Source organism: Gordonia sp. LMA167, assembly GCF_058130025.1.
Genome location: NZ_CM176708.1, coordinates 971934 through 987630, shown reverse-complemented (window position 1 = coordinate 987630; position 15697 = coordinate 971934). Strand labels below are relative to the sequence as shown.

Here is a 15697-nt window from a genome sequence, read left to right as displayed (position 1 = left end):
GCTACAACCACCCCTTGTGGCCACCCAGCAGCCGCTGGATGCCGCGGAGATCGGCGTTGTCGGTCGTGGTGCCCACGGTGTCGGCGGCGTCGGCGGCCCAACCGAGAATCAGCGTCGCGAGCATCTCGGCCTCCCACTCCCGGTCGTCGGCATAGCAGGTGCGGCGCAGGGCGTCGTCGGAGTCGCTGTCGGACGGAGCTGTGAGAGCCGACGCGGACACCGCACCCAGCATCTGATGCCCGGCGATGAGATGGGCGAACTCGTGGATCACGATCTGATCCTGATGCAGGCGCGAGGTGTTCGCCTGATAGAAGAAGTAGTCCGCGTCCTCGGCGGCCAGCCAGACACCGTTCGGCATCCCGGCGGGAAGCGGATGGGCGATCAACCGGATGGGACGTCCGCGGCGTGCGCCGTGGCGATCGCAGAGCTGCGTCACGTCCAGTGGTAGATCGAGGTCGAGACCCCTCAGCGTGTCACGACACAGCGCCCGGAGTGCGCGTCGACTTCGCATGCCACCCGGAGTTCGGCCGCTACGGCCTCAGCTGTTTCTCGACTGCCCGCCGACGACACGGAGGCGTGCGTCCTCGGACGCGTCGGCGATCCCGGCGGCGATGATGTCGGGCGGATCCTTCGGCAGGCCCTGCTGCTCACGCAGCACCTTGATCAACTCGTTGACGATGGTCACCGAGTCGCTCGACAGCCCCGCCAGGCGGAATGCGGCGAGCTGCACATTGGTGTCCGCCTGTAGACGCATCAGGTCGATCTCGTCGCGGGTCCGCTGGGCCGCGCGATCCTCCAGGAAGTAGTGGACATCGACCCCGAATGCAGCGGCGATTCCCTCAACCGTGCGGAAGGAGGGCGACTTCGCCTTGCCCGACCGCAATTGGCTCAGATAGGACTCGCCGAGGCGGAAACCACGCTCGGTCGATCGCGCCGCGATCGCCTTGGCGCTGTACGCCCGGCCGTTCGGTCCGGGAACGGTACGGAACAGTTCCTCGAGGCGGCGGGCAAACAGACCCGGATCAACCGTTCCGATCTGCTCGTCGCCGACCGCCCCACCCTCGGTTCGACGTTCGCCATGAACAGGCATTTCCGCACCTCGTGATGTCATTGTTCTCCCCGGCAAATTCAAAGCTCCTTGAACTTGCAAACATTAAAGACCGGCGTGCATCGTCAATGCAACGCTCGCCTACGCTCAGAACGTACCCGACCACATCGTGCATGCGTATCACCTGTGCCAACGATGTAACGATTACCTAGTGTGGCATTGTTCACACTCGATCGTAAAGATCGTTTGGTGGGGCAAATCGGACGTTGCCGGTAGGTGAACTCCAGGGGGTGTCCGGCACCGCGCGTTCTCGTGTATGTAACCAGAGCAGGGGGCGGAATGACACATCGCGTAACGCAGACCACAGCACGCCGCCGCCGTGCGGGGGCGTGGGGTGCCGTCGTCGCTGTGATGGTGGTCGCACTGCTGAGTCTTGGCGTGGGCGTTGCCTTCTCGTCTCCGGCAACCGGGTCGGATTCGTCCCGTTCAGGTGAGGACGGTGCGGGCGGCGGGCACGGTTTTGGCGGGCACGGTTCTGGCGGGCAGGGTTCTGGCGGGCACGGCAGCGGCGGCCATGGCAGCGGTGGCCACGGCGGGCATGCGGATCATCCCGGGAAGGACGACCCGCCGTCGGAACCGACCGGCACCGCCGACCCGACGGAACCAAGCGGCACCACCGAGCCGACCGGTTCCGCCGGGCCCACAACTCCGGAGACCACCGGCCAGTCCCCGACCACCGACGACGCCGACACGGGACGCGACGTCGTGATCCCGCCCCGACCACCGCTGTTCACCCCGAATCCACCGACTCGCGGGGTGATGCCAGGGACCGGCGGAGGGGAGCCGACATCGACGATCACCGCGACGTCGACGATCCCCCGCCCTTCGACCACTCATCCGACGGCCGCCGGATCAGGTGCGGGCGGATCGGGCCCGGGCGGATCCGACACGGGCGGCTCAGACACGGGTGCCGTGCCGACCGTACCGACCGCGGGCGAGACGTCACCGGGAACCGCAGCGGTCGATCCACCACTCGCGCCGCCCGCTCCCGACTCCGCGGGCGCGACTCGCGCGGCACCGGCTCCTGCGCCGGTGCCGACCGTGCACGCCGATCCGGCGACCACGGCACGTCGCATCATCGTCGGGCTGGCGCCGGGCGCGCTGCTCCTCCTCGGCGCGGTGGCACTCCTGGGCAGCGGGTCGTTCCTGGAGGCTCTCCGGTCCTCCCGGCCGTGACCGGGTCACGCGGTGCCGTGCCTCCGGAACTCGAGCACCTGATCCTCGTGCGGGACCTCGTCTCGCGCGCGCAGATCGATCCACTCGCGGAGCGCCTTCGTCGCCCGGACGTCGTCCTCGTTGTATTCGAGCAGACGCTCACGCTGTGACGGATCGACCGGTGTACCACCGAGTCCGACCGCTTCGCGGTACCAGTCCATCGACGCCTCGCCACTGGCCTCGGCGTCGCGCCAGCCGAATCCGGCGACCGGTGCCACACGCTTGAGGCCTTTGCCGTTGGGGCACACGAAGTTGCGGCCCACCGCCTCGTAGATGTCCACCCAATCGTCCGACGCGATGAACGCCTCGACGTCGTCGCGACTGGGAACTCCGGGTGCGCCGGCGAACCGGGTGGCCGACGAGAGCAGCCACCGGTTCTCGGCCTGTTGCGAATAGCAGTATGCGGCAAAGGTTTTCCCTGCCGCTCGGGCGGCCTCGCGTTCCGCGGACAACCAGGTCCAGAACTCGGCGAACGATCGGCCCTCATCGGCCGTCGGCAGGGGCTGCCAGGTCACGAACGCCCGATAGCGAACGGGGCGCGACGGATCGGTGTTGTCGGTCAGCAAGGTGCCCCACATATATGCACCCAGCTCGCCGTAGCTCTCCATGTCGACGTCGACCTCGACGTCGGCGCGCGCAACATCAGGTTCGTCGAGCCGACGGATCAGCGGAATGCCGGTCAGCCAAGCGATCGCGTTGAGCACGGCGTCATCGAACCGTGCGTTGCCCGGCCATTCGGCCGGGGGGCGTCCGTCGTAGTGGGCCAGCTGATCGATCGTGGTGATGCCGGCGTCGGCCAGGATGCGGCTCTGGTTGCCGCCGACCACCAGACTCACATCTCGGCGTTGCTCGAGTTCGGGTCCACATCGCGCCCACCACGGGCAACTTCGGCACTCCCCGATCCGCAGGGGTGTGGTGGCGATGCGCTGTTCGGCGATCGCCATGCGTCGCCGGAAGGTCTCGGCGTAGTCGGCGAGCAGGGGCGCCATCTCATGGACGACGATGCAGTCGGCGTCGAGGCCGATCACCCCCGCCCGCAGCTCCTGCGGTTGTGTCGACGTCGCGAGTCCGAGCTCGACCATCATGGCGGTCAGCTGCGCGAGTCGTAGCTGGTCGCGACGATTGTTGCGACCGTTGCGGGTCGGGTCGAACGCGGGTGCCCACGTCCACACCGGGCTGGTGACGGTCCCGTTGCCGTTGCCGTTGCCCGCCTTGGCCTCGTAGCTCACGCGATGGTTCACGACGATCACGGGCACGTATCCCGCACCGTCGAGGATCAGCAGTTCGGCGTGGCCCCGACGCCCGACGTCCCGGTCGGTGGGCAGGGTGGCGTTCCAGATCCAGGCCGCCTTGTCGGCGCACGCGGCCAGCGTCGCCTCCACCCGCTCGGAGTGCGTGGACTCGGGATCGATGATCACGACGGTGCCGGGTGGCTGATCACTGTGCAGGCCGCGCACCATCTCGCGGACGCCGGCACGATGGTCGGCGGCCGCGTCCTTGCGGCGTTGCGCCTCCGGCGTGTCGGGCCGGGCCCGGACCATGTCGGGATGTGACTGGTCCAGCGACAGCCGATGTTCACATCCGGCGAGATCGCGCGCATGCAGCACCACCGTGGCCACTCGCCCGTCCTTTCCCGACCCACTCGCCGCGCGTCTGCGCTCCGCGTGCACCGACGTGTTCGCGCGGGTCCGCCCCGTACGAGCCTATGTAATGCTTGTAGCGATGCACTCGACGCCCGCTCGGTGTTTCCCCGACCGTCGGGTCCACAGAGCCCCGAAACCACACAGGAGGTAGGTCCTCAGATGGGATTCTTCTCGTCGGACGGCAAGACCCGTGCCCAGCGCAAGGCCGAGGCCAAGGCGCTCAAGACCAAGGCGAAGCTGGAGGCAAAGCTCGAGGCCAAGGGCGCACGGAAGTCGGAGAAGGCCCGTCGTCGCGCCGAGCGGAAGTTCCGGACCAAGGAGCTCAAGCAGGAGCGAAAGAACACGAAGGCGGCCGGAAAGGCGCAGGTCAAGGCGTCCAAGGCGGATGCCAAGGCCACCGCCGCCAAGGCCAAGGCGGCAGCCGACGCCCAACGGTTCAGTCCGGTGAGCGTCAAGCGCTATCTCACCGTCGCCCGTCTGGTGTCACCGATCGTCGTGCCGATCGCCTACCGTGCCGCGGTGGCCGCGCGGGGCCAACTGACCGCGCTGCAGGCGAGCCGGGCCGGCGTGTCACCGGAGGTGCTCCGGCAGTTCTCCGGGCACGGCGCCACGTTGTCGGCACGCATCAGCACAACCCGGTCGGCGCTCGAGAAGGTCGCCACCAAGGACTCCTCCGACGAGGGGGCGGCGTTCGTCTCGGCGATGGGCACCCGCCTCGACAACCTGGCGATCGCGGTCGACGCCGCCGAGGCGATGCCGTCGTCTCAGCGCCGCACCGCGCACCAGTCGATCGAGTCGGAGCTCGAGGCCATCGACGCCGACATCCTGGCGCGACTGGGCGTTCACGCCTGATCCGCGGTCGGCAGGTGAGGCCCTCGATCCTCGACATAGGATGAGGCCCTGACCCGCCGCAACGATCAAACGCGCAAGGGAGCGTGACACGGATGACCAACCCCGGCCCGAACAACACCCCGAACGAGAATGATTCCGACGGTGAATCGGCCGGAGAGACGTCGAGCGAGGTGACGGGGACGTCCGCGACTGCGCCGCCCGCGACCTCGGGGGCCGCCGAGCAGAACGGGCCGGCCGGAGACGCGAGCGACGTCGGCGCGCCCACACCCGCGCCGGTCAAGAAGACGCCCGCCAAGAAGGCCGCTGCGAAGAAGGCCGCGACAAACAAGGCGCCCGCGAAGAAGGCCGCAGCCAAGAAGACGCCGGCCAAAAAGGCCCCGTCAAAGAAGGCACCGGCCGCAAAGGCCACCGCGAACAAGGCCGGCGCGAGCAAGGCCACCGCGAACAAGGCGGCAGCCAACAAGGCGCCGGCGAAGAAGTCCGCCTCGACCGGGCCGTCCGGGCCCGCATCCACGGCACCGGCGTCGCCGCCCTCGCGACCGTCGCCTGCCGTGGTGGACGTGGTCGCCGAATCGGATGCGCGGCAGGCCACCTTCGCCCAGTTACGCGCCGGCGCTCCGTCGGAGTTGCCGCGCGAGAACCGGACCCTGCCGATCCTCGCCGCCGGTGTGCTCGGCGGTCTGCTGCTGATCGTCGTCGCGGTCCTGCGCCGACGACGCTGACCACACACCGAAACCGCCCGTGACGCACATGCGTCACGGGCGGTTACGTCTGTTGGGATCAGATCAGCTGGTAGACCGTGGTCCCGCCGACCGTCGTCGCGGTGTAGTTCTGCGCAACCCAGGTGGCGATCTCGGAGTTGCCGCCGGGGCCGCCCTGGCCGCCACCGACGTAGTAGGCGATCTTGCCGTCCTGCACGTACTGGATGAACTGCTGCAGCGTCGGTGCGGGGTCTCCGCTCCATCCGCCGATGGCCATCACCGCTGTGCCGGTGGCGATCTCGATGCCGGCCGCGGACTGCGAGCCATTGGTCGCCGCCGCCCAGGTGGTGTTGGTCGACTTCAGCAGGTTCACCAGTTCGGTGTTCGACGAGATGTCGCCACCCATACCGCCGCCACCCATACCACCGCCACGCCGGCCGTCCTGCGTCGTGCCGGTTTGCGCCTGACCCGTCGGGGCCTGACCCGTCGGGGCCTGACCCGTCGGGGCCTGACCCGTCGGGGCCTGACCCGTCGGGGCCTGACCTGTCGGTGCCTGATCTGTTGACGAGCCTGAGTGCCCGGTCGTCGACGACGTGGTGCCGTTTCCACCCGGTCCATTTGTGCCGCCGGGCATTCCGCCGCCCGGACCACCCATACCGCCGCTCTCCGTCGAGGTCTGCACCGCGGTCGGGATCGATGCACTGTGCGGGGTCGCGGCGGTGGCGATGGCGAACCCGACACTGCCACCGGCTCCGGCCAGCGCACCGACGATGATCGCTCCGGCCACGGCCTTGCGCCATGCCATCACGCTCCCGACCAGCATCACGATCACGCTGATCGCGGTGGCGGCGCCGATGAGCCAGCGGCACCACTCGGGTCCGAAGTCGTTGCGGTTCAACAAGACGATCGACCACCAACCGGCGAGCCCGATCATTCCGGCGAGGGCGATCCGGCCATCCCAGTTGTCCCGACGGCGCCACGCGAACACGCCGCCCATCCCGATCAGCACACCGATCGCCGGTGCCAGGGCCACGGTGTAGTACGGGTGGATGGTGCCGCTCATGAAGCTGAAGATCAGTCCGGTGACGACGAGCCAGCCGCCCCAGGCGACGACCGCGCCGCCCTCCACGCGGGTGAGTCCGTTGGTGAACCGGAAGATCGGGAAGCTGCGCAATCCCAGGTAGACGGCGAAGGCGAGCGCGAGCAGCGCCACCGGCAGCAACCAGGAGATCTCGTTGCCCATCTCGGAGCTGAACAGCCGGTCGAGTCCGGTCGAGCCACCGAACGATCCACCGGCCTGCCCGCCACCGCCGGGACCGCCCCCGGCAGCTCCACCGCTGATGCGTCCCACGCCGTTGTAGCCCCAGACCAGGTCCATGAAGGTGTTGTCGGTCGACCCACCGATGTACGGACGCGCCGACGCGGGTACCAGGATCGTGGCCAGCACGAACCAGCCCGCGGACGCGATGAGGGCGACGGTCGCAGCGATCAGATGACCGATCCGCTTGAGCCAGCCGTTGTTCGCGAACAGCAGGTAGGCCAGGCCGAAGGCCGGCAGCACGAGCAGCCCCTGCAGCATCTTGGTGAGGAACGCGAAGCCCAACGCCACGCCCACCAGGGCCAGCCAGCGGCCCGAGTTGGTCCCGATCGCCCGGGTCAACGCATAGCCCGCGGCCACCATCAACAGCACCAGCAGGGCATCCGGGTTGTTGAACCGGAACATCAGTGCGGCCGCCGGGGTGAAGGCGAGCACGGCACCGGCGATCAGGCCCGCGGCGGTGCCGTGCCGCGGATCGGCGAAGGTGCGTCGCATCGCGCAGTAGACCAGCGCCACCGCGGCGACGCCCATCAGTGCCTGCGGCACGAGTACCGCCCAGCTGTTCATCCCGAACAGCCGCACCGATAGGCCGGTGACCCACAGTGAGGCCGGCGGCTTGTCCACGGTGATGAAGTTCGACGAGTCGAGCGAGCCGAAGAACCACGCCGTCCAGCTCTGCGATCCGGCCTGGGCGGCGGCCGCGTAGAACGTGTTGGCATACCCGCTGGCCGCCAGGTTCCAGAGGTAGAGCACGGCCGTCGCCACCAGCAGGCCGGTAAGCGCGAACGGGCTCCAGCCCACGGCGCGCTTGGGTCGCGGCCTGTCCGCGACACGTCGGCCTGCAGTCCCGGCCGGGGGCGGCGGTTCGCCGGGCGTCGATGCGCCCGGACGTTCCAGCACTGTGGTCATGGGGTCCTCCTGTATCGGATGTCTTGATCCCACAGTGGGCCCCGGGCCTCCCGCCAGGCTGGGCGGTGCCTGGGAGAAGTCTGTGAGCGCTGCCGGTCCGCCCCTGCCCGTCCGTCCGCCCCTGAAACCGCCCTCAGCAGGGCCGAGGTCGGCGTATCGCCGACCTCGGCTCGCTCACGGGTGGTTTTCGGCGAACTTTGCGGGGAGAAATGATCAGTGCACAGCCAACACCCGGGCCGGGCCACCGGTTCCGCCGGCGAAGCGGGGCGCCCCGACCACCACGGTCGCCCCGACGGCGGGCACCGATGACAGGTTCGCCATCGCCTCGACGGCATAACGACCGGCGCCCAAGATCGCGGTATGAGCACCAACCGAGTCCTCGAGGTCGATGCTCAAGGTGTCGGTCCCGATCGCCACCACCCCGCGCTCGCGAACGAGCATCGTCACCGCGTCGGCATCGAATCCCGGCGCATCGACGCCGCCGGTCCGTGGTTGCCATCCGCTGTACAAGGCGACCAGAGCGCCCGCCGGAATCCGGCCGTGCTTCGACTCGTAGGCCTCGATGTCCTTCTCGGTCAGCGTGGTCCGCCGATTTCTCCGCGCACGTGCGGCGATGCTGATCACGGCGAGAGGTGCGAGCAGATCTCGAGCAGCAATACGGTCGACGGTGATCCCGTCACCGATCTTGTGTGCGGGCGCGTCCACGTGCGTTCCAGAGTGTTCGGAGAACGACATCCACCGCGTCGCGAATCCCGAATTGCCGGGACCGACACTCGACGTGGGCAGCGACACCACCGGCGCGCTCCCCGGCCAGAGCGGGAAGTCGTTCGACAGGACGTGAGTCAGATCGACAACCTGTACCGACGGAGCCGCGTTCGCGCGACCGGACGACGATCCGATTGCGGCCATCCCGGCCACGCCACCGGCGACACCACCTGTCATCCGCAATGCGTCACGTCGCGAAAAGCGTCGAGCCTCCTCGTGGGCCTGCCGAACCACCTCGTCGTCACACATGTTTCCGCCTCTGTTCAGCCTGCGAATCGCATCCGCAGGATCCGGTCGGAGCCACCGTTGTCGGTGGTCACCAACAGCGAGCCGTCTCGATCGATGGCGAGTCCGCGGAACCGCCCATAGGGCCCTAGGCGGTCACGCAGCCACCGTAACCCCCCAACGCTCGCACCCGCGGCCGAAAACCACCCGTGAGCGGGCCGAGGTCGGCAAATCGCCGACCTCGGCCCTGCTGAGGGTGGTTTTCGGGGGCGGGTGCCTGCTGAGGGCGGTTTTCCGGGCGGGCTAGCCTCAGCGACCGGGCAGGTACTTCAGTGCGCGGACCGCGTACGGGGTCACCGCGCGATAGATGCCCTGCGGGACACCGGGGGCCCGGTCGATGCCGATGAAGCGTTGCTCGGCGACGGTTTGCGGCTCGGTGTACTTGAGCAGACCCTCCTCGCCGTGGCGGCGACCGACACCGGAGATACCCATGCCGCCCATCGGGGCCGCCGTGGAACCCCATGCGGCGGCGTAGCCCTCGTTGATGTTGACCGTGCCGGCCCGGAGTTGGTCGGCGATCTCGTTCGCCTCGGCACTGCTGCCGGCGAAGACGCACGCGTTGAGTCCGTAACGGGTGGCGTTGGCCAGCTTGATCGCCTCGTCGGTGGAGTCGACCGGATAGATCGACACGACGGGCCCGAAGGTCTCGTCGGCGTAACAGGTCATGTCGTCGGAGACGTCGGCCAGCACCGTCGGCTCGAAGAAGAACGGACCGAGGTCGGCGCGCCGACGTCCCCCGGCGAGCACCTTCGCGCCCTTGCCCACCGCGTCCTGCACGTGTGCTTCGGCCGTGTCCACCTGAGCCGCGGACGCCAGCGATCCCATGTCGGCGGAGAAGTCATAGGTGGCGTCGAGCGTCATCGCGGAGACGTGGGCGGCGAACTTCGCGGTGAACTCGTCGGCGATCTCCTTGTCCACATAGAGACGCTCGATCGAGATGCACAGCTGACCGGAGTTGGAGAAGCATGCCCGCGCAGCACCTTCGACCGCCCGGTCGATGTCGGCCCGCGCGGTCACGATCATCGGGTTCTTGCCGCCGAGTTCGGCCGAGAAGCCGATCAGCCGGCGTCCCGCCTGCTCGGCCAATGCCGCGCCGGTCTCCGACGACCCGGTGAACATCACGTAGTCTGTGTTCGCGACGATCGCTTGTCCGACAACACTTCCCGGCCCAGGAACCACCGCGAACAGCTCGCGCGGCAGACCCGCCTCGTAGAGGAGTTCGGCCAATGCCAGTGCGCAGTAGGGGGTCTGGCTGTCGGGCTTGATCACCACACCGTTGCCGGCCAGCAGCGCTGCCACCGCATCGGAGACCGCCAGCGTCAGCGGGTAGTTCCATGGGCTGATCACGCCGACGACACCCTTGGGCTGATACCGCACCCGCACACTCGTCGCACCGGGCAACATGCCCTTGACCTTGCGCTCGGCCAGTGTCCTGGGGCCGGTGGTGGCGTAGTGCCGCGCCGTGAGCGCGACGTCGAGCACCTCCTCCTGCGCGTAGATGCGCGCCTTGCCCGTCTCTGCCTGCGCGATGTCCATCAGCGCGGCGGCGTTGCGGTGCACCAGTTCGGAGAACCGGCCGAGCACTTCCGCCCGTTGCTCGGGGGTCTGCTTCGCCCAGCCCTCCTGGGCGGCCCGGGCCCGCGCGACCGCGGCCTCGAGATCCTCGGCGGTACCGATCGGGATGGTGGCCATTTCCGCTCCGCTGAACGCCTCCAGCACCGGGCGGGTGGGGCGGGCGTCAGCATCGTCGATGGCGACGATGGCTGCGAGGCGACGGAAGTAGTCTCCGGTGGGCTTCGGCATGGGTTCTTCCTCAGCTCTCGCTCGGGGCGGGTTGGGTCTCGACGACAGGTGTGTCGGCAGCGGTCTCGTCGGCAGCGTTCTCACCGGCAGCGGTCTCGTCGGTGACGAGCACGATCCCGTCATCGTCGGAGTAGACGATGTCGCCGGGGTGGAAGGTCTCTCCGCCGATGGTCAGCGGGATGTCGCGGTCGCCGACGCCGGTCTTGCTGGACTTGCGCGGGTTGGTGCCCAGCGCCTTCACCCCGATCTCCATCTCGCCGATCGCCTTGGCGTCACGGATCGCGCCGTTCACGATGATCCCGGCCCACCCGTTCGAGCGGCCGAGCTCGGCGATGATGTCCCCCACCAGTGCGGTGTGTACCGACTCCGCGCCGTCGACCACCAGCACGCCGCCGGGGTTGGGCTCGGAGAGGATCGACTTGAGCAGGGCGTTGTCCTGGAAACACTTCACCGTGGTCACCCGGCCGACGAACTCGTGGCGGGCGCCGTACTGGGTGAACTGGGTATCGCAGCTGCGCACGAGGTCGCCGATCTCGTCCACGAGGTCGGCGGTCGGCGTGAAGGTCAACTCGGTCATGGTGCCCAGTTTAGGCAGGCGCGCAATTACGTGTGACGACCAACCACACTTACCCCTTCCCCGGTGACCTGCGCGCACGGGCGGGTAGCGTCGAGGCCGTCAGTCTCCACACGGCAGCACGCGCCCCGAGGAGTGCACCCGATGGCCCCGCCGGATAATCGTGAACCCACACCGAGCGCCCGACAGATCGTCTACGCCGCAGCCCATTCCATCCGCGGTGCACTGCGGCCCCGGCAACCCGATCGGCGCCTGATCGAGTCGATCACCGATGCCGGGCTGCCCACGGGCGCCCCCACGGTCACCGTCCGTGCCCTTCCGCAGGTGGCGCGCCACATCCCTGCGACGGGCATCGTGGAGGGCGCCACGCCGCTGCGGCGGCTGCCTTCGGCGATGACCACCTACGTCGTGGAGCATCCCGAGGCCACGTTCCTCGTGGACCCGGGCTACTGCCGCGACGCCGGCCGACGGGCGCTCGCCGAGCTCCCCCTGCTGACCAGGTTGCTGGTGACTCCGCCGTCGGGAACGGTCCCCACGGCCGACGGACTCGCGACGCACCCACCGCTGCGACCACCCGACTTCGCGCTACCCACCCACGCACATTGGGATCACGTGTGCGGACTGCTCGACCTGCCGGACCTCGCGGTCCATCTGCACGCCGTCGAACGTGACTGGATCCTCGCCGGAGACCGGCCTCCGGCGGGTGGCGTTCGGCCCGCTCTGACCGACGGGCGCCCGCTGATCACCTACGACCTCGACGGTCCCCCGGTGGCGACCTTCACCTCGAGCCACGACCTGTTCGACGACGGCTCGGTGCTCGTCGTCGACCTGGCCGGACACACCCGCGGCAGCGTCGGGGTCCTCGCCCGCACCGAGCACGGATGGGTTCTGCTGGCCGGCGATGCCGCCTGGCACACCGAACAGGTCGACCGCGTGCGACAGAAGCCGGCGCTTCCCGGCGAGTTCCTCGACGAGGATCGCGACGCTGCCTTCGCGACGCTTCATCGCCTGCACCTCGCCCGACATCTCGCCCGCGTCGTCCCCACCCATGACTCCGACGCCTCGGCCCATCTGTGCGGTCCGGCGCAGGTCGAACGCTGATCGGTTCGCCGGCATCACTCCTGGGGCTTCGCCAGCGGGAACGCCAGCGATTCGCGGATCGACTGTCCGGTGATCAGCATGACGACCCGGTCCACGCCGACGCCGAGGCCGCCGGTCGGCGGCATCGCGTACTCGAGCGCCTGCAGGAAGTCCTCGTCGAGCTCCATCGCCTCCGGATCACCACCGGCCGCCAGGATCGACTGGTCGGTCAACCGCTTGCGCTGCTCCACCGGATCGGTCAGCTCGGTGTAGGCAGTACCCAGCTCCACTCCCCACGCCACCAGATCCCACCGCTCGGCGACACCTGGAATGGATCGGTGCGCCCGTGTGAGTGGCGACGTCGATGTCGGGAAGTTGGTGTAAAAGGTCGGGAAGGTGGTCCGGTCCTCACCGAGGTGTTCGTAGAGTTCGAGCACGATCTGTCCGGCGTCCCAGTCCGGTCGATGGGCGATGTCGAGGCGATCGCAGATCGCGCGCAACACCTCCGCCGACGTCTCCGGCGTCACCTCTTCGCCGGCGCCCTCGGACACCACGTCGTGCACGGTGCGCACCGGCCACTCTCCGGAGATGTCGATGCGTTCTTCGTTTCCGTCGGCGTCGGTGCGCACGATGACCGGTGCACCGTAGGCCACGGTGGCGGCGTGCTGGATCATCTCCCGCGTCAGGTCGAGCATCTTCAGGTAGTCACTGTGCGCCTCATATGCCTCCAGGCTGGTGAACTCCGGGTTGTGGCTGAAGTCGACACCCTCGTTGCGGAAGTTGCGGCCGATCTCGAAGACCTTCTCCACACCGCCGACGCAGAGACGTTTCAGATAGAGTTCCGGCGCGATCCGAAGGTAGAGGTCCAGATCGTAGGCGTTGATGTGGGTCTGGAACGGCGTCGCGTTCGCACCGCCGTGGATCTGTTGCAGAATCGGCGTCTCGACTTCGAGATACCCTCGCGCGGAGAGGAAGTCGCGCATCGACTTCACCACCGCGCTTCGGGTCGCGAGTAGTTCGCGGGTGCGTGGGTTGATCGCGAGGTCGACGTAGCGCTGCCGCACCCGCGCCTCGGGGTCGGTGAGACCACTCCACTTGTCCGGCAGCGGCCGCAGACACTTGCCGTTGAAACGCCACGCGTCGATGAGGATCGACAGTTCACCGGAGCGGCTAGCCCCCACCACACCCCGCGCCTCGATCAGGTCGCCGAGATCGACGTCGGCTCCGAAATCCGGTGTACCGGGGATCAATCGGGCATTCTCGACCAGGACCTGCACCTGCCCCGTCCAGTCGTGTACGTCGGCGAACACCACCTTGCCGAAGTCACGCAACCGCGTGACGCGCCCCGCGATGGTGACCACGGTGCCCTCCGGCGCGGCGACCGCCGCAGCGATCGAGTGCGTCGGCGCGTCCGCGGGCGGATACGGGTCGAAACCCTCGTCGATCAGCCGTTCCATCTTGGCCAGGCGCACCCGTACCTGTTCGGGACGATGCACGTCGACGGTGGTCTGATCGGCCTCGGCCGCCAGCTGGGCGACGAGGGCGTCCACGTCGATGCCCGCCGGGATCGCCGACGTCCCCTCGGTGTAGTGGCGGGCACGCCCGAATCGCGGGAGCCGGACGAATCCCTCGGTGACGATCGCGGCGAGACCCACCCGCGGCATCATCCGGCTGTCCTCGTAACAGAGGTAGCGCGGCTGCCACTCCGGCCGATACTTGGCGTTGGACTTGTAGAGCGACTCCATCTGGAAGAACCGCGATCCGAACATCAGGACCGAATACGTCGCACGCATCGCCGGCCCCGCCCCGATCTCGGCGCCGTGCTCGAAGAAGGCCCGGAACGTGGCGAAGTTGAGCGAGATCTCGGTGATGCCGTACTGCTCCGAGTTCTTGGCCAGCTCGGTCACCATGGTCTCGACGATCCCGTTGACCGAACCCCGGTCCCGCCGCATCACGTCGAGTGACACGCCGCTGCGGCCCCACGGCACGAACGACAGCATCCCGACGACCTTTTCCGCCGGGGTCCCCTCTCCGTCGACCGCCTCGACGAGGAGGCAGTCACCGTCGGACGGATCGCCCAGCCGGCCGAGCGCCATCGCGAACCCGCGCTCCTCGTCGGTGTCGCGCCAGGCGTCTGCTCGGGCGACCACCTCGGCCATCTCCGCCTCCGACAGTTCGCTGTGCCGGCGGACCCGCATCGTGATGCCGGCTCGCTTGGTGCGGGACACCGCCTGGCGCACACCCTTCATCGCGGGACCGTTGATGCTGTAGCCGCGGGTGTAGATGATCGCCTCGTCGCCGATGTTGAGTGAACCGAACCCGGCCGCGTCGAAGGCCTCCGCGCCGCGGCTGCTCGAGCCCATGGCGGCCGGATGCCAGCCGTAGCGTTCGCAGAGCGCGAGGAACTCGGCGACCGCGTCCCCCCACGACTCGGGGTCTCCGATCGGATCACCACCGGCCAGCCCCACCCCCAGCTCGACGCGATATGTGATCGCGGCGCGACCATCCGGCGAGAAGACCACCGCCTTGTCTCGCCGGGTGGAGAAGTAGGCCAACGAGTCGTCGTCGTTGAATCGGGTGATCAGCGCGCGGATGAGTCGCTCGTCATCGGCGGTGATGAGTGATTTCAGGCGCACCGACCGGAACAGCACCATCGCCGCCGCGATCAGCGCGAGCGCTCCGAAGAGTCCGAGCAGCCCGTTGACCAACGGGAGCGCGTGTCTGCCCTGAAACGCCGGTTCCTGATCCACCGCACCGAATGCGACGACCCGGTTCACCGCGTAGGGCAGCCGGTCGGCGCGAGTCAGGGTGTGCGGGAACAGCCACACCAGACCCCACCCCAGCAGCGAGCCGATGACGAGGCCGACGATGAGCACGCCGAGCGCCCGCAGCACCGCGCCGCGTCGGACCCGGGTGTAGAACTGGCGGCGGGCGAGTAGCAGATACACGAATGCGGCGAGGTCGATGGCCAGGCCGATCCACAGGTTGATGCGGTCGTTGCCGGTGACGTCGAGCTCGTCGGCGAGCGCGGGCACCAGATAGATGGCGTTGCCGATCATGAACAGCGCGAGGTAGACGACGCAGATCCACCACGCCATCCGCTTGCGCATCGACAACGAGAAGGCCACCAGCGCCAGCACGAAGGCCCACGCGAAGCTGGTGTCGGGCAGCGTGACGATGAACGTGTCGACGTAGTCACGCGGGACGTGGATGAGACGCCGGATGATGGGGAACAGGCTCGTCAGCAGCGCGACGGTCGCCATCACCCCCACGACGGTTCCGGCGACGCGGGGAGCCGCGCGGCCGAAGCCGCGGGGCGACCGGATCTGTTCGATGAGGTCGCGTGAACGGCGTTCCGCCGCGGAGCGTTCAGGAGGCGAGTCGTCGAGTGCGTGCTCGACGACGTCCGGCCCGGGCGGGATATCCAACGTCATGGCCTAAACG

General features: G+C 68.5%; 12 protein-coding genes. 4 read left to right on the top strand and 8 right to left on the bottom strand.

What is annotated here, in order from left to right:
- Window position 1: 1 nt before the first annotated feature.
- Both ACVT6V_RS04425 and ACVT6V_RS04420 read right to left on the bottom strand, forming a co-directional pair.
- On the bottom strand, window positions 2–511 hold the full coding sequence (locus ACVT6V_RS04425; protein WP_489898602.1) for a hypothetical protein: 510 nt from the start codon (window positions 509–511) through the stop codon (window positions 2–4).
- A 27-nt stretch (window positions 512–538) separates the two neighbouring features.
- Window positions 539–1111 carry an XRE family transcriptional regulator gene (locus tag ACVT6V_RS04420; protein WP_489898601.1) on the bottom strand — a complete coding sequence of 191 codons (573 nt, stop codon included), beginning with the start codon at window positions 1109–1111 and terminating at the stop codon, window positions 539–541.
- A gap of 276 nt (window positions 1112–1387) precedes the next feature.
- Here ACVT6V_RS04420 and ACVT6V_RS04415 point away from each other — a divergent pair, with 276 nt between their 5' ends.
- Window positions 1388–2284, top strand: coding sequence for a hypothetical protein (locus ACVT6V_RS04415; protein WP_489898600.1), 897 nt, complete (start codon window positions 1388–1390; stop codon window positions 2282–2284).
- A gap of 5 nt (window positions 2285–2289) precedes the next feature.
- Here ACVT6V_RS04415 and ACVT6V_RS04410 read toward each other — a convergent pair whose 3' ends face one another.
- A complete protein-coding gene (locus tag ACVT6V_RS04410) occupies window positions 2290–3942 on the bottom strand; it encodes a TM0106 family RecB-like putative nuclease (RefSeq protein WP_489898599.1) in 1653 nt (550 codons plus the stop codon).
- A gap of 183 nt (window positions 3943–4125) precedes the next feature.
- Between ACVT6V_RS04410 and ACVT6V_RS04405 the strand changes: the two genes are divergently transcribed.
- Together ACVT6V_RS04405 and ACVT6V_RS04400 are read left to right on the top strand one after the other, a co-directional pair.
- Window positions 4126–4818 carry a DUF6474 family protein gene (locus ACVT6V_RS04405; protein ID WP_489898598.1) on the top strand — a complete coding sequence of 231 codons (693 nt, stop codon included), beginning with the start codon at window positions 4126–4128 and terminating at the stop codon, window positions 4816–4818.
- 92 nt (window positions 4819–4910) lie between these two features.
- The gene (locus ACVT6V_RS04400; protein ID WP_489898597.1) at window positions 4911–5540 is read left to right on the top strand and encodes a histone H1-like repetitive region-containing protein; all 630 of its coding nucleotides are present in this window, start codon (window positions 4911–4913) and stop codon (window positions 5538–5540) included.
- Window positions 5541–5598: 58 nt separating this feature from the next.
- On the opposite strand, the gene ACVT6V_RS04395 is transcribed toward ACVT6V_RS04400, so the two are convergent.
- The 4 genes from ACVT6V_RS04395 to rraA all read right to left on the bottom strand — a co-directional run bounded on the left by ACVT6V_RS04395 (window position 5599) and on the right by rraA (window position 11176).
- Window positions 5599–7746, bottom strand: a complete 2148-nt coding sequence (locus tag ACVT6V_RS04395) for an ArnT family glycosyltransferase (RefSeq protein WP_489898596.1) — start codon at window positions 7744–7746, stop codon at window positions 5599–5601.
- 213 nt (window positions 7747–7959) lie between these two features.
- Window positions 7960–8760, bottom strand: coding sequence for a cyclase family protein (locus ACVT6V_RS04390; protein WP_489898595.1), 801 nt, complete (start codon window positions 8758–8760; stop codon window positions 7960–7962).
- A 285-nt stretch (window positions 8761–9045) separates the two neighbouring features.
- A complete protein-coding gene (locus ACVT6V_RS04385; RefSeq protein WP_489898594.1) occupies window positions 9046–10599 on the bottom strand; it encodes a succinic semialdehyde dehydrogenase in 1554 nt (517 codons plus the stop codon).
- A 10-nt stretch (window positions 10600–10609) separates the two neighbouring features.
- Entirely contained in the window at window positions 10610–11176 is a 567-nt protein-coding gene (gene rraA, locus ACVT6V_RS04380; protein ID WP_489898593.1) for a ribonuclease E activity regulator RraA, read from the bottom strand.
- Between the two features lie 141 nt (window positions 11177–11317).
- Between rraA and ACVT6V_RS04375 the strand changes: the two genes are divergently transcribed.
- Window positions 11318–12274, top strand: a complete 957-nt coding sequence (locus ACVT6V_RS04375) for an MBL fold metallo-hydrolase (RefSeq protein ID WP_489898592.1) — start codon at window positions 11318–11320, stop codon at window positions 12272–12274.
- A gap of 14 nt (window positions 12275–12288) precedes the next feature.
- Here ACVT6V_RS04375 and lysX read toward each other — a convergent pair whose 3' ends face one another.
- The gene (lysX, locus tag ACVT6V_RS04370) at window positions 12289–15687 is read right to left on the bottom strand and encodes a bifunctional lysylphosphatidylglycerol synthetase/lysine--tRNA ligase LysX (RefSeq protein ID WP_489898591.1); all 3399 of its coding nucleotides are present in this window, start codon (window positions 15685–15687) and stop codon (window positions 12289–12291) included.
- Window positions 15688–15697 lie beyond the last annotated feature (10 nt).

Bases quoted from the DNA above. Each gene is read 5' to 3' on its own strand.
- ACVT6V_RS04375 (WP_489898592.1), top strand. From the start codon at position 11,318: ATGGCCCCGCCGGATAATCGTGAACCCACACCGAGCGCCCGACAGATC.
- ACVT6V_RS04390 (WP_489898595.1), bottom strand. From the start codon at position 8,760: ATGTGTGACGACGAGGTGGTTCGGCAGGCCCACGAGGAGGCTCGACGC.
- ACVT6V_RS04405 (WP_489898598.1), top strand. From the start codon at position 4,126: ATGGGATTCTTCTCGTCGGACGGCAAGACCCGTGCCCAGCGCAAGGCC.
- ACVT6V_RS04415 (WP_489898600.1), top strand. From the start codon at position 1,388: ATGACACATCGCGTAACGCAGACCACAGCACGCCGCCGCCGTGCGGGG.
- ACVT6V_RS04425 (WP_489898602.1), bottom strand. From the start codon at position 511: ATGCGAAGTCGACGCGCACTCCGGGCGCTGTGTCGTGACACGCTGAGG.
- rraA (WP_489898593.1), bottom strand. From the start codon at position 11,176: ATGACCGAGTTGACCTTCACGCCGACCGCCGACCTCGTGGACGAGATC.
- ACVT6V_RS04395 (WP_489898596.1), bottom strand. From the start codon at position 7,746: ATGACCACAGTGCTGGAACGTCCGGGCGCATCGACGCCCGGCGAACCG.
- ACVT6V_RS04420 (WP_489898601.1), bottom strand. From the start codon at position 1,111: ATGACATCACGAGGTGCGGAAATGCCTGTTCATGGCGAACGTCGAACC.
- ACVT6V_RS04385 (WP_489898594.1), bottom strand. From the start codon at position 10,599: ATGCCGAAGCCCACCGGAGACTACTTCCGTCGCCTCGCAGCCATCGTC.
- ACVT6V_RS04400 (WP_489898597.1), top strand. From the start codon at position 4,911: ATGACCAACCCCGGCCCGAACAACACCCCGAACGAGAATGATTCCGAC.
- lysX (WP_489898591.1), bottom strand. From the start codon at position 15,687: ATGACGTTGGATATCCCGCCCGGGCCGGACGTCGTCGAGCACGCACTC.